Genomic DNA, 12,274 nt, shown 5'->3' on the forward strand with positions numbered 1-12,274 from the left:
ACAGCACCCGATCCTGTCATCGGTCGCTGTTCGGAGATTCGGCGCGGAGGTCAGCCCACGCGACAGGAGACGGACGGCCGGCTCCAGTTTCCGTTGTGCTGGGTTGTCATGCCGAAGGTGTCTCCGTTGCCGTTCGGCCTCACCCGCCGGCGGCGGGGCTCCTCTCGTGTGTTCGGCTGTCCGCGGCCGTCGTCGGGAGTCCGCGGATGCCCATGCCGGACGCGCGCCGGCGGTCAGCCGGCCTTTCGCGCGGGACAGGTCGGCGCCTCGAACACCACGCCGTCCAGGAAGTTGCCGGCCGTCGGGGTGCCTCCCGCGGCGGCCACCGACTCGAAGGCGAATCGTGTGGTGGTCTGTCCCGGAGGCACGACGTACACCCCGCTGTAGTGGCGCCAGGCGGTGTCGTCATCGGAGATGTCCGGGGAGGAGGCCCCGGTGGGAGTCTGGGCCACGGTCGCGCCGGGTGCGCCGATGAGCACCCGCATCACGTCGGTACCGAGGCGGCCTCGGTGGTACAGCGACCAGGTCATCGGTGTTCCCGGAACGGTGGGCAGATCCTGGTAGAGCGTGGAGACCTGGGTGGCGTTGAGCTCGGCGAACTGCTGGCCGTCGGCTGCCGGGACCCCGCTCGCGCCGCCCCGCCAGAACTCCAGCTTGTTGTCGGTGGCGGTGGTGTGCCAGCCGACGCTCGGGTTGACGGAGGCGTCGGAGATGGACCAGTCGATCGTGGCCACCGGTGGCGTCTCGAAGCTGCCGTTGACCAGGTTGACCGGCGTGTAGTCGCAGATGACGGTGACGGTGACCGTGGCGGTGCTGGTTCCGCAGGCGGTGGTGATGGTGTAGGTGAAGGTGTCGGTGCCGCTGAAGCCCGCGGCGGGGGTGTAGATCACGTTGCTGCCGGAGACCGTCGCGGTGCCGTTGCCGGGCTTGGTGACGCTGCTGATCGTCGGTGCGGCGGCGGTGTCGTTGGCCAGGACGGACACGCTGACGGGTGTGCCCCGCATGACGGTGGTGGTGGCGGTGTCGTCGGCGGCCCTGGTGGGCGAGATGGACTGCCCGTCGACGATCCGGATCGGGAGGGCGGGTGTGTTGCCGCCGAGCTGGCCCGGAGCGGCGATGACGCTGCTGATCCCGGTCGGCCGGATGGTCATGCTGCCCCCGATGGTGCCTTGCTTGACCCGGAAGGTGATGACCTTCGCGGGTGGGTCGGTCTTGCTACCCGAGGAGGTGATCGACAGGGTGTTGCCGCTGATGGTGCCGGTCCCCGACTGGCTGATGACATCGGCGCCTGCCAGCAGCGACGACAGGTCCCACGTGGTGGTGTAGCTCCTGACCAGCAGTGGCCACTGGGTCGTGCGGTGCGCCAGAGTGAGGGTGAAGGTGCCGCCCGGTGTGATCTGCCCGCCCCACAGGGATGGGGAGGTGTCGACCGAGACCGACCCGCTGCCCAGCCTCATGCCGAACGCGTTCTTCCAGTAGTAGTCCACAGGGTAGGTCGTCTGCCCTGGCCGGATACAGGGCGCGGTGGCTCGCGTGACAGCCTGCCGTGCGACGGTGGCGGCGGCGTACGCGTCGGCACCGGCCGCCACCTGCGTTCCCGATGTGGCCAGTAGCGTCAGCAGGGCACAGGCCAGCGCGGTGAGCGCGGATCCGGATCGTTGTGACATCAACGCTGAACTCCCAGTCTGTCTTAGGGGCGTCTTCGTAGATCGACTTCACGATGAAGCTACTCTCTGTATTTGATCTGTCGCGCTAGGTGCTGGATGGCGTGATATCCGTGTCGCATCCCATGGGCGGCGTGCACGGGGCTCCTTGCCGCCCTTGACGGCAAGGCCGGCCGTGGTGCCCGCAGGCTGCTCCTTCCGGTCGGGGTGATCAGCCGCGGGGCGTGGTCCTGGGCCGGTGAACACGGGAACCTTTACCGGCACGCCGCCGGTCCGTCGCTGCGGCGTGCGGCGATTTTGTCGGGGGGCTGCCGTAGCGTCGTGGCCACGACCGTGGCGGGCATGTCGCAAATGGGGGCGACTCCGAGCCCGGCCGGACGATCCGGAGCGTGGCCGCAGTGCCGACACAGCTCGGCACCAAGGAAGGAACGCCGATGAGTGGTGTACGAGTACTGGTTGGCACGCGCAAGGGCGCGTTCATCCTGACGTCGGACGGCAGGCGCGAGCGGTGGGACATCAGTGGCCCCCATTTCGGGGGCTGGGAGATCTACCACCTCACGGGATCTCCCGCCGATCCGTCTCGGCTGTACATGTCGCAGTCCGGTGGCTGGTTCGGACAGTTGATCCAGCGCTCCGACGACGGCGGTGCGACGTGGGAAGCCGTCGGTAACCGGTTCCAGTACGAGGGTGTCCCCGGCACTCACCAGTGGTACGACGGCACGCCGCATCCATGGGAGTTCGCACGGGTCTGGCATCTCGAACCCTCGCTGACCGATCCGGACACGGTTTACGCCGGGGTTGAAGACGCCGCCCTGTTCCGCTCGGTGGACGGCGGGCAGACCTGGCAGGAACTGCCTGGGCTGCGCGACCATCGCTCAGGGCCTTCCTGGCAGCCGGGCGCCGGTGGGATGTGCCTGCACACGATCATTCCGGATCCGCGCGATCCCGGGCGTATCGTCGTGGCGATCTCGGCGGCGGGTGTGTTCAGAACGGACGACGCCGGCAAGAGCTGGCAGCCGATGAATCGCGGCCTGCAGTCCGGAGGCATCCCTGACCCGGATGCCGAGGTCGGTCACTGCGTCCACCACATCGCGATGCACCGGTCGCGTCCGGAGGTGCTCTTCATGCAGAAACACTGGGACGTCATGCGCAGTGACGACGCCGGTGAGTCGTGGTACGAGATCAGCGGCGACCTGCCCAGCGACTTCGGATTCCCGATCGCCGTCCACGCGCACGAGCCGGACACCGTCTATGTCGTTCCGATCAAGAGCGACTCGGAACATTACCCGCCCGAGGGAAAGCTACGTGTGTACCGCAGCCGGACGGGCGGAAACGAGTGGGAGCCGCTCACAAAGGGGTTGCCACAGAGCCACTGCTACGTCAACGTGCTACGGGACGCGATGGCCGTCGACTCGCTGGATTCGTGCGGCGTGTACTTCGGTACGACCGGCGGGCAGGTGTACGCCTCGGCCGATGCCGGCGACAGCTGGGCGCCCATCGCCCGAGACCTTCCGCCCGTGTTGTCGGTCGAAGTCCAAACACTGTCATGATCCGTGTCGTGCTCCCGGCGCATCTGCGGAACCTCGCACGTGCCGAAAGCGAGGTGAGGATCCACGTTCAGGGGCAGGTCACCCAGCGCTCGGTCCTCGACGCGCTTGAGGCCCGCTATCCGATGTTGCGCGGGACGATCCGTGATCACGTCACGCAGCGGCGCCGGCCGTTCGTGAGGTTCTTCGCCTGCGAACAGGATCTGTCCCACGAACCGCCGGACACCCCGTTGCCCGAGCCGGTCGCGACGGGTGCCGAACCGTTCATGGTCGTGGGGGCCATGGCGGGCGGGTAGGCGGTACGGACGACGAGAAGCCCAGGCCGGGACGAACCTCTGACCTGGGCTTCTAGGGGGCGAAGAGCCGCAGCAACTCCGCTTGTTCGGGGCGTACGGGAAGTGCCGGGTTGCCGGCACGCGGGTAGATCTCGGCTGCTGCCCACTGCGAGGCTCGAACACTGGACGCGGTAGACCTGCGCCGCGATCCACTTGCCCAGATGGCCGGAGGCCACAGGGCGCTGGATAATCGATGAGAAGAGTTACGCTCCCTCAACAGCCGCGCGATCTGCTCCGCGTTGACGTCGCTCATGTTGCCCAGCTTTCCAGGGGACTGGATGAGATGTTTCAGAGATTTCAGACAGATCGACCAGCAGACTGCTAACGGCATCCGGGAGGAAGTTCACCGACTGGTGCGACGATATGCGTTCCGGCAGCTGTGCATCGCCAAACGGCGATTTCATCTTCCATCTCGGCACGCAGGCCCCGATCGTGCGTCGAGCAGACGGGCCAGACCTTCTCCGGGCCCGATGCTGTTGCCCTGGCAGATGTCCTGGAACTCCACCCAGGCCCCACCCATGCTGTCCCAGTCAGGGACGACCATCCGAAGCGTCCCGGTGATTCCCGTGGTGCGAACGTCACGCTCCACGATTTTCAGCTTTTGCTCCAGCGGCACCAACAAGCTCGGTTCGAGAGCGAAGGTCGGCCGGAAGCCGGTCTCGTCGAGAAGAGCCTTGCCCAGCCGGGGCAGGTCGGCCGCCGTCAGATCGGCGGTGGGGCGTTCGAGGAGCTCGCGCGTGACAGGAAGGGAGGCGCCCCATTCCGCCAGCAGGCAGGCGAGCTCGATGAGGGGTTCGGCTTCGAGGCCACCGTCGCGCAACGCCGTGTAGATGCGCTTGCTCAACTCGTCGACGATCCGTTCGGTTCGCTCATACTCGGTTTGCCCATAGGAGCCCACGCTGCAGTGTTACCTGCCATATGAGTCCGGGTAAACGGGATTTTCCACGCGGTAGCGAAGACGCCTGGTGGCCTCTGGCGTCATCGCCCCTTCCCGCCAGCCGGGGCACAATCTTCAGGTACGGCTCACCAGCGCGTCCGCTGATTTCGTGTAGGACCGGGGAATCGAAGGTCCGGGACTTCATTTCTCACCCTCGGCCCATTGAGGAACATGCTCGCCGGCCAAGACACCCACCCGGGGCAGGGGGTGATCGCCAGGCATCGCGTCCGTTCGCGAAACTGCGCAAGCGGCTTAAGACGTGTCATGAACTACCCCGAGTTTTGTGGTGATGGTCCCCGGCCTCGCGTCGTCCGGTATCGCGGTCACTCCCGCTCAGTCGGGGATGGCGAAGGTGTAGGACCAGACGAATCGGCTCGCCGCGTGTACGCCTCGGGCGTATTCGATCACCTGGCCGTCGGCTGTACGGGTGACGCGGCGCAGCTCGACGACGGGTTCGCCGGGCGGGAGATCGAGGAGCAGGGTCTCTTCGGCGGTCGGCATCCGGGCGCAGAGGTCTTCGGTGATCTCGTGAGGGGAGAGCCCTTTGTCGGCCAGGACCCGGAACCCGCCGCCCTGCCCGGCGATTCCCGGTGAGGGATCGACCAGGGGCGTCCCCTCGACGTCGGCGGAGCGGTAGTACGAGGTCATCGTGTGGGTGGGGTTGCCTTCGCGGGTCACGACGCGTGCTCGCTCGTACACCGGTGACCCGGTCTCGACGCCGAGCGCGGTGGCGACGGGTTCGTCGGCGGGGACCAGGGATACCTCCTGCGTCTGGTGTCCCTGCTGCTGAGCGCCCTCGCTCTCCGGGGCCTCGGTGGCGAACGCCCGGACAGTGGTCTGTTCCCAGTGGTGCCGCGCGTATCGCTCAGGGCCAAGCCGCCGGATCGGGTGCGACTCGCGTACGTAGGCGCCCGACCCGTGCCGGGTGGTCACCAGCCCATCCGTCTTGAGCAGGATCAACGCCTTGCCCGCCGTGGTGCGGGACACCTCGTAGCGCTCGGCGAGATCCCGGACCGAGGGCAGCTTTCCGCCCGGTGGCAGCTGTCCTGACGCGATGTCAGCCCGCAGATCGGCCGCTATACGCCGCGCAGGCGAATCCGGATCTATGTGCACGTACTTCACCATCCCCAAAGTGTCGTAGGCCATTTTCTTGACGGCCACTCTTGGTGCCCTCTAGCGTCAAGTGTCGTACGACACTCTATGGCAGACCCGGCCGGTGCTGGAACACCGGGCAGGCCATTGATCAGGAAGGTTCTCTGGCCCGTGATCAACCATGCTGTTCTGGTTCTTGATCGGCCGGTGAAGAGCCGTTGCGGTTGCTTTGTCGATGCTCCGCCGATGCCGATGGGGTGTGCTCGCTGTGGCCACCCGCCCTATGCCCACGGCTGCGGTGACACCGCGTCCGATCATGAGTACGCGCAGCCGTCCGGTGCGTTGATGTCCATACGTCTGGAGGCCCGCCGCACCGGAGACCTGTCCCTGCCCTGCTTCGCTACGGCCTCGACCGAGACGCTCGCGGCGGTGCCCGCTCAGCGGTCCGGTGAGCAGACCTTGGTTGGGACGAGGACATCGGTGCCCGTTCAGCTCCCTGGTGACCAGGTCTTCGGCGAGATCCAACACCGTCCTGAGCAGGTTCAGAATGCGGAGCCTGTCGTAGCGGCGCCGCTCCGGCGGGTGCGTTGTCGTCGTCGCCCGGCGTTCCCGTGCAGGTCCGCCCCCACCAGGCCGGCCCGCTCTGGGCGAACAGCCGCCTGCGCCTTACACCGCGTGGCGGTCACTCCGTCTTCGTACCGGCCGCCCGGCCCGTACGGCACACCCCCTCCACGCCTTTCCCCAACCCATGAGGCGGGCCCGTCCTCCGCTGCGAACGAACAGACGGGCCCTTGATCAGATGGAGATCCAATCAATGAGTGATGGTAGGTCCACCAACCCCGAGTCCGCCATCCCCGGCTGGCGGCTCATCCTCAGTGACGCCGGACGGCTGTGGGCCAGCCGGGAGGAGCCCTTCTCCCTGGCCGCCTTCCACGCCGGAGCCGAAGGGACCGTCGACGCCGACAGTCTGGAGGCGCTCCAGGCCGAGACCGACCGACAGGAGGCCATCGCCGAGGAGGCCAACACCCAGGAGGCTGTCGTCACGGAGACCGCCGCCGGGCAGACGTGGGAGCAGGCCCTCGGGCAGGTGATCTCATGATCCGACGACGACCCGTCCGTTCCCGGGGACGCCATTGCGACGGCCTGACCGCTGCCCCCGTGCCCCACTACACCTGGGACCACGAGGCCCGCTCTGAGGCCGCCATCCTGGAGATCACCTGTCCCGGCTGGTCCGTCCTCTACGGCACCGGCAGCCGACTCTTTCACGCCATCGCGACCTGGCCCACCCCGGAGCCGCTACTCCTCTGCGACCGCACCGTCGACGGCCTCAAGGCACAGATGCGCGAGGCTGAGATGACCGCGATCACCCAACACCGGACGACCGCCGGGACCAGCCGCTCGTGAACAGGCACGGCGGCCCCACTGGGGCGCCGTGTCTTCTAGCTGGGTGACTCAGTCCGCGACGAGGCGGGCCCGCTGGCCCTCGTGTTCGCGTTGGCGCCGGATGACGTAGGTGCCCGGTGGGCAGCCGGTGGCGCCGTGCTCGGGGTGGAGCAGGTAGGCGACGGCCGAGGTCTCGAAGACGCCGATCGCCAGCCGGTCGGAGTCCAGCACGTGGGTCGTCCAGCGGCAGGTGCCCGGGTCGGCGACGAGGGTGTGCGGGTTGCCCCCGGCCGCGCCGCGAAGCAACTCGACCCCCTCGCCGGGCACGTCCTTCCACTGGGAGTCGGGCCAGACCTTCACGGAGGAGGCGATGACGGGGAGCGGGATGACGATGAGGTCGCCCTGGGCCTGGAGGCCGTGGACGACGGGGATGCTCGCCGACCGCTCAAGGTGGTCGAGCACGGCGAGTCCGGTCTGCCGGGAGAGCGAAGCGAGAGTCACGGTCATGGAGATCACCTCAGGTTCGGCGGAGAAGAAGGGAGTACTGCTCGGCGGAGAGCCCGTAGGTCCAGCCGGCGGCGGCGACGGGATCGTCGAGGAAACCGGGCACGGTCAGCCCGTACCGGCGGCGCTGCCCGTCGCGTTCGACGGACCCGTTGACCGCGAGGAGCACCCTGGTCTCTCTGCGCATGTCGTAGAGCCGCAGCTCCGAACCGGGGTTGCCGGGGTCCGGAGCGGAGGCGACCAGTCGCAGCCCGGCCCGGTCGATGTAGGACGCCCAGCCGATGCGCTCGATCGCGCACCGCCTGACCTCGACGTTGGCCTCCCGCTCGATCCGCTGGACGCTCGGATCGGTGATCACCCATGGGGGCACCCGCGCCCCGTGCCAGGCGTGCACGTCCCACCCGTCGGCGTACCGCACCGCGGGGCCGTCCGCGCTGTGCAGCCTTACCTCGCCGTCGCCGCCGCACACCTCCGTGCGCATGGTGACGGGACGCTCGGAGATGACGCACGCGCCTTCACGGGGCCACCACCAGCCACCTGACCGGGCCACCGCCGCCCACAGATCGAGCTGCCGGTTCTGCTCGGGGGTGAAGAGCACGCCGGCCGCCCGGCGGAGAGTGTCGTAGTGGGCGATCCAGGAGACGCACTGTGTGTCGTACCAGGTGCTCCGAAAGCGGTGTCGCACGTCGTGCGCCGCCAGCAGCGGCATGCAGAGCGAACCTTCGGCGGATCGCGTGAGCGGGCTGCGAACCCTCTGGCGGATCAGCTGGTCCATCGACTGATGGCCCCATCTGACCTGGGCGTCGAGTGCTATGCACAGCTGTCTCATCAGCGAGGAGAACCGGGATGGCAGTGGCCATGCGGAGATGCGGTCGACGGTTTCCGAAGGCCGTGGACGCACACCCGGCGGGACGGTTGTCAGGGCCGTGACCGGTGAGGGGACCCAGTGGAAACGTGGTGGAGCGAGCCCGATCAGGTGGTAGAGCCCGGAGATGGCGGCCTCTGCGGCCGGACGGTCGGCGGGCAGCGTCGACAACGCCCGGCCCAGCCATTCTTCACGGATTTCAGCGGCTTCCCGCCGCACGAGAACGCTCACCGGATGAGGGTGGCGTCGTCCTTTCTCACGATCATGTCCGGAATGGTGACAGACCGACACGGCATCTGTCCACCGCGAATGCGCACGGCATCTCACATGTCCGTCGCCCTGCTCCTGAGCGCGCACATCGGGTGGAGACGACCTTGCGGCCAGGTTTTACTCGGCGGATCAACGATGCCGCTCTGAGGGCTCCGTGAACAGGATCCCCAGGCGGCCGAGGACGATCACCAGAGCTGAGATCCCCAGGGAGGCGAGGACGGGAGAGTCGGTGACACCGGCGAATGGTAGGGAGACAAGAAGCGCCAGGGCTATGCCCAGCCAGACGAAGACCTCGCGTGAATGCCGACTCACCTGTTGGACCTGGCGTCTGGCCAGATCATCTTGAGCTTCTGTGAGAGCATCCCGGTGCGCGGTCCGGAAAAACTGCGCATCGAGTCGGGCACCCTGCTCGATCCAACGAACAGATTCTTGATCGACTACCTTCTCCACTCGTGGCTTCATCCGGCCCTCCCTAGAGTCGGAACTCACTCCGATACGTTCCCGTGCCAAGGCCATCTCAAGCGCTTTCTGGTAGAAGAGCCAGGCCGGCCGCCATGAGAATTGCCAGCATCCTCATGATCTGGATGTCCCGCTCTCCGAAGGAGTTCGCCTCGGGAGAGTCGATCGTTAGAGCGCCGTATGGCTTCTCACCTGCGATAACGGCTGCCGCGATGAAAGCTCGATAGCTGCGTCCTACCTCAAGCCCCGGGGGTGCGTTCTCCCGTATATCCGGAAAATGAGCGAATTCGCCGGACTTAACAAGGCGGAACATGGCTTCGCCGGCTTTGTCCGTGCTGGACTTGGTGAAGACCGTGTCGGATCGGTCGGCTCGCCCGTCCGTGCCGTTGAAGACCGTGCACTTCATGGTGTCTCCGTTGATCCGAAAGAAGCCGCAGCGGCTTTTGGGGGCACCGCTGAGCGTGACGGCCGCTGTTACCACGCTCTGCATGAAGCTTCCCATGAGCTCCTGCTTCTTGTCTTTGGCTTCTTCTGCCGCTATCTCTCGTAAGAAGTGCACAGCGGTCGAAAGTGCTGTCCTTACTGCGAGGATGGATCGCCCCTCGATCTCCTCTTGTCCTCGTTTCGCACGATACGCACGTACCTGACTAATTGCCGCTGCAATTACTGGCCCCAATGCTCCAACGGTGGTGAGAATCAGATTCCTTGTCTGATCCTCGCCTCCCTGTCCTGCGAGTGGTCCGAAGATGACCGATACGGCCGTACCGCCCGCCGTCATCGTCCACAGAACAAGGTTTCGAATTATGGTGATGGTTTTTGGCCTGCGGATCACCGCTTTGGGCATTGTCTGGCTCCACGAGGGAATGTAGGGGGGCGGCCTGTGAAGCCGGCGTCGTTCCTGAGTGAACAGTGACCTTAGCTGAGGCTATTGGAGCGTGACAGGAGAAATGGGGAAGATGGGCCCCTCTCGGTAAGGGGGCAAGTCCTGCAACTTTCTGTATAGGTGCTTATTTCGGATTCCTGTCAACCGAATTAGTTGCAGCTTTTTCCGCTTGGAGATCGATGTGCCAGATAGGCAATCTTGGTCGGCGGCCTCTCCGTAGAGCCTCCGCCGGACGTGCCCATGGACGCTCTTCGGTGAACGGGGGACTCCTACGATCCCGGCGTCGGCGCACGTCGCACGGAGGTACGCGCGTGGGCGGAGGTACGGAAGAGGAAGCGCACTCCTCGGAGAACGAGGCGAACGAGCCCGAAGAGAAGCGTCGGCTGGAGCAGGAGGGCGGAAGATGCCTGGTTACTTACTGACGTCGCCGTCGAGGTAGACCCAGGCGTAGTCGTGGCGGACGAAACGGCTGTTCTCCTGGAGCTCGCCAGGACGGCCGCGTTCGGTGTAGTGGGCGCGGAACTCGACGGTGCCCGCTGTGGAGAACGGGCCGCCCTCGGTGCCGCCGAGGATCTCCAGGCGCGTCCAGCGCAGCGCGGGGTCGAAGTCGACACCGGGTGGCCTGGTCGTGGGGTGCCAGCTGCGGAGCAGGTACGCCTCGTCGTGCACGGTGAACGCGCTGAAGCGGGAGCGCATCAGCTGCTCCGCGGTGCTCGCCTTGGCCTCCCCGCGGTGCAGTCGGCCGCAGCAGTCGTCGTAGGCCGAGGGCAGCCCGCAGGGGCAGGCCGCAGGGGTGGCGCGGACCGGTCGCGGGCGTGGCGTGCGCGGGGACATGGCTCCATTGTGGCTCAGGCCCGCCGGGCCGCTCGCCCCCGACGTCCCTGATGCCGACGCCGGCACCCCGACGCTCCTGACACTGACGTCCCCGCCCCCCCGCCCTGCCTCTCCGCCGACGCCGACGGGGCGGGGCGGGGCAACGTGGTGCGGGCTTCGGCGGGCGGCGGATCAGGTGGTTTCGTTGTCCTTGGGCGGCCGGTGCCACAGCGGGTAGGGGATGCCCGCCATCCGGTTGATCACGAACCCCTGGATGACGATGACCAGCACCGCGAGCATCATGATGCCCAGTTGAGGGGGCGTCCGCAGCAGGCCCAGCGCGACGATCAGGGTGGTGGCGCCGGCCGGCGGGTGCGCGGCGTTGAACACCGGCATCAGCCCGCAGGTCAGGCCGAGCGCGATGGCGGAGGCCAGAATCCGGTTGGGGCCGATGCTCTCCAGGTCGGGCGGGGTGTTCAGCAGCCCGGTGACCGCCAGCGCGAACCAGCCGGCCAGCACGCCGATCAGGTGCCCGATCAGGCTGTTGTGCGGCGAGGCCGAAGCGCTGCGCGGCGTGTAGAAGAGCAGGAACGCGGTGGGCCCCAGGGACGGGAAGACGAACGGGGCGTTGGTGGTGTAGGCGATCATCGCCATGAGTCCCAGCGAGATGAAGCTGTTGAGACCGCTGTACACGGCGCGCACCGCTCGTTCCGGGTAACGCCGCACCAGTTCGTCGAACTGGAGCGCGGCGATCCCGTGACGGGGCCGGTCGTTCAAATGTCGCTCCGCTCCCAGCCGCGCCGGGGGGCGGTGGTGCCGATGACCTGCGGGTCGCGGGCCCGGTAGACGATGTAGGGGCGGAACAGGTACGGCACCGGTGCGGTGAACGAGTGCACCAGCCGGGTGAACGGCAGGATCGCGAACAGCAGCAGCCCGGACACCGCGTGGAGGCGGTACTCCACCGGCGTGTTCGCCATGAGCGATACCTCCGGCTGGAAGACGAACAGGCTGCGCACCCAGGGAGCGATGTCCGTCCGGTAGTTGTAGCCGGGCCCGGAGGCGTTGATCAGCGTGGTGGACAGCCCGAGACCCAGCGCGCCGACCAGGAAGATGTACATGATCTTGTCGTTGACGGTGGTGGCGAGGAAGACAGGTCCGGTGGTGCGGCGCCGCCAGATCAGCAGCATGAGGCCGCCGAAGGTGAGCACCCCGGCGGTTATGCCGACCCAGAGCGCCATCGTGTGGTAGTCGTTCTCGTCGAAGCCGATGGCGTCGGTCCAGCCCTGCGGGACGAACAGGCCGATCAGGTGGCCTGCCAGCACGAACAGCAGTCCCACGTGGAAGATCGGGCTGCCGAGCCGGAGCAGCCGTGACTCGTACAGTTCCGATGAGCGCGTGGTCCAGCCGAACTTGTCGTAGCGCCACCGCCAGATGAGGCCGGTGACGAGCAGGGCGACGGCCGCGTAGGGCAGCGCCCCCCACAGGAAGATGTCAGCGGGCGAGGGCATCGCGGGCCTCCAGA

General features: G+C 67.1%; 14 protein-coding genes. 4 read left to right on the forward strand and 10 right to left on the reverse strand.

Annotated elements, in window-relative coordinates; translation table 11 throughout:
* Positions 1-233: 233 nt before the first annotated feature.
* On the reverse strand, positions 234-1,667 hold the full coding sequence (locus AB0J58_RS13475) for an Ig-like domain-containing protein (RefSeq protein WP_364214523.1): 1,434 nt from the start codon (positions 1,665-1,667) through the stop codon (positions 234-236).
* A gap of 431 nt (positions 1,668-2,098) precedes the next feature.
* On the opposite strand from AB0J58_RS13475, the gene AB0J58_RS13480 reads away from it, so the two are divergent.
* Both AB0J58_RS13480 and AB0J58_RS13485 read left to right on the forward strand, forming a co-directional pair.
* Positions 2,099-3,214, forward strand: coding sequence for an exo-alpha-sialidase (locus AB0J58_RS13480; protein WP_364214526.1), 1,116 nt, complete (start codon positions 2,099-2,101; stop codon positions 3,212-3,214).
* An 8-nt stretch (positions 3,215-3,222) separates the two neighbouring features.
* Entirely contained in the window at positions 3,223-3,507 is a 285-nt protein-coding gene (locus AB0J58_RS13485; RefSeq protein WP_364214529.1) for a MoaD/ThiS family protein, read from the forward strand.
* Between the two features lie 439 nt (positions 3,508-3,946).
* Here the strand turns inward: AB0J58_RS13485 and AB0J58_RS13490 are convergent, their stop codons facing one another.
* Both AB0J58_RS13490 and AB0J58_RS13495 read right to left on the reverse strand, forming a co-directional pair.
* Complete coding sequence (locus AB0J58_RS13490; RefSeq protein ID WP_364214532.1) at positions 3,947-4,444, reverse strand: hypothetical protein; 498 nt, start codon at positions 4,442-4,444, stop codon at positions 3,947-3,949.
* A gap of 372 nt (positions 4,445-4,816) precedes the next feature.
* Entirely contained in the window at positions 4,817-5,644 is an 828-nt protein-coding gene (locus AB0J58_RS13495) for a GntR family transcriptional regulator (protein ID WP_364214535.1), read from the reverse strand.
* A 745-nt stretch (positions 5,645-6,389) separates the two neighbouring features.
* On the opposite strand from AB0J58_RS13495, the gene AB0J58_RS13500 reads away from it, so the two are divergent.
* Positions 6,390-6,674: a hypothetical protein gene (locus AB0J58_RS13500; protein ID WP_364214538.1), complete on the forward strand. Its 285-nt coding sequence runs from the start codon at positions 6,390-6,392 to the stop codon at positions 6,672-6,674.
* Positions 6,671-6,979, forward strand: a complete 309-nt coding sequence (locus AB0J58_RS13505) for a hypothetical protein (protein WP_364214541.1) — start codon at positions 6,671-6,673, stop codon at positions 6,977-6,979. Before AB0J58_RS13500 ends, AB0J58_RS13505 begins: the two co-directional genes overlap by 4 nt.
* 48 nt (positions 6,980-7,027) lie before the next feature.
* Here AB0J58_RS13505 and AB0J58_RS13510 read toward each other — a convergent pair whose 3' ends face one another.
* The 7 genes from AB0J58_RS13510 to narI all read right to left on the reverse strand — a co-directional run bounded on the left by AB0J58_RS13510 (position 7,028) and on the right by narI (position 12,260).
* Entirely contained in the window at positions 7,028-7,465 is a 438-nt protein-coding gene (locus AB0J58_RS13510) for a hypothetical protein (RefSeq protein WP_364214544.1), read from the reverse strand.
* Between the two features lie 10 nt (positions 7,466-7,475).
* Positions 7,476-8,558: a DUF6745 domain-containing protein gene (locus AB0J58_RS13515; protein ID WP_364214547.1), complete on the reverse strand. Its 1,083-nt coding sequence runs from the start codon at positions 8,556-8,558 to the stop codon at positions 7,476-7,478.
* 168 nt (positions 8,559-8,726) lie between these two features.
* Positions 8,727-9,059, reverse strand: a complete 333-nt coding sequence (locus AB0J58_RS13520) for a hypothetical protein (RefSeq protein ID WP_364214550.1) — start codon at positions 9,057-9,059, stop codon at positions 8,727-8,729.
* Between the two features lie 55 nt (positions 9,060-9,114).
* Positions 9,115-9,900 (reverse strand): GAF domain-containing protein, encoded by a 786-nt coding sequence (locus AB0J58_RS13525; RefSeq protein WP_364214553.1) that lies wholly within the window; start codon positions 9,898-9,900, stop codon positions 9,115-9,117.
* A 450-nt stretch (positions 9,901-10,350) separates the two neighbouring features.
* Positions 10,351-10,773 (reverse strand): YchJ family metal-binding protein, encoded by a 423-nt coding sequence (locus AB0J58_RS13530; RefSeq protein WP_364214556.1) that lies wholly within the window; start codon positions 10,771-10,773, stop codon positions 10,351-10,353.
* Positions 10,774-10,944: 171 nt separating this feature from the next.
* Positions 10,945-11,529 carry an HPP family protein gene (locus tag AB0J58_RS13535; RefSeq protein ID WP_364214559.1) on the reverse strand — a complete coding sequence of 195 codons (585 nt, stop codon included), beginning with the start codon at positions 11,527-11,529 and terminating at the stop codon, positions 10,945-10,947.
* Positions 11,526-12,260, reverse strand: a complete 735-nt coding sequence (narI, locus tag AB0J58_RS13540; RefSeq protein ID WP_364214562.1) for a respiratory nitrate reductase subunit gamma — start codon at positions 12,258-12,260, stop codon at positions 11,526-11,528. The genes AB0J58_RS13535 and narI overlap by 4 nt, the downstream gene beginning before the upstream one ends.
* Positions 12,261-12,274: the final 14 nt, after the last annotated feature.

It is taken from the genome of Streptosporangium sp. NPDC049644 (genome assembly GCF_040675205.1).
Classification (GTDB): domain Bacteria; phylum Actinomycetota; class Actinomycetes; order Streptosporangiales; family Streptosporangiaceae; genus Streptosporangium; species Streptosporangium fukuiense.

Bases quoted from the DNA above. Each gene is read 5' to 3' on its own strand.
- AB0J58_RS13475 (WP_364214523.1), bottom strand. From the start codon at position 1,667: ATGTCACAACGATCCGGATCCGCGCTCACCGCGCTGGCCTGTGCCCTG.
- AB0J58_RS13480 (WP_364214526.1), top strand. From the start codon at position 2,099: ATGAGTGGTGTACGAGTACTGGTTGGCACGCGCAAGGGCGCGTTCATC.
- AB0J58_RS13500 (WP_364214538.1), top strand. From the start codon at position 6,390: ATGAGTGATGGTAGGTCCACCAACCCCGAGTCCGCCATCCCCGGCTGG.
- AB0J58_RS13505 (WP_364214541.1), top strand. From the start codon at position 6,671: ATGATCCGACGACGACCCGTCCGTTCCCGGGGACGCCATTGCGACGGC.
- AB0J58_RS13510 (WP_364214544.1), bottom strand. From the start codon at position 7,465: ATGACCGTGACTCTCGCTTCGCTCTCCCGGCAGACCGGACTCGCCGTG.
- AB0J58_RS13520 (WP_364214550.1), bottom strand. From the start codon at position 9,059: ATGAAGCCACGAGTGGAGAAGGTAGTCGATCAAGAATCTGTTCGTTGG.
- AB0J58_RS13525 (WP_364214553.1), bottom strand. From the start codon at position 9,900: ATGCCCAAAGCGGTGATCCGCAGGCCAAAAACCATCACCATAATTCGA.
- AB0J58_RS13530 (WP_364214556.1), bottom strand. From the start codon at position 10,773: ATGTCCCCGCGCACGCCACGCCCGCGACCGGTCCGCGCCACCCCTGCG.
- narI (WP_364214562.1), bottom strand. From the start codon at position 12,260: ATGCCCTCGCCCGCTGACATCTTCCTGTGGGGGGCGCTGCCCTACGCG.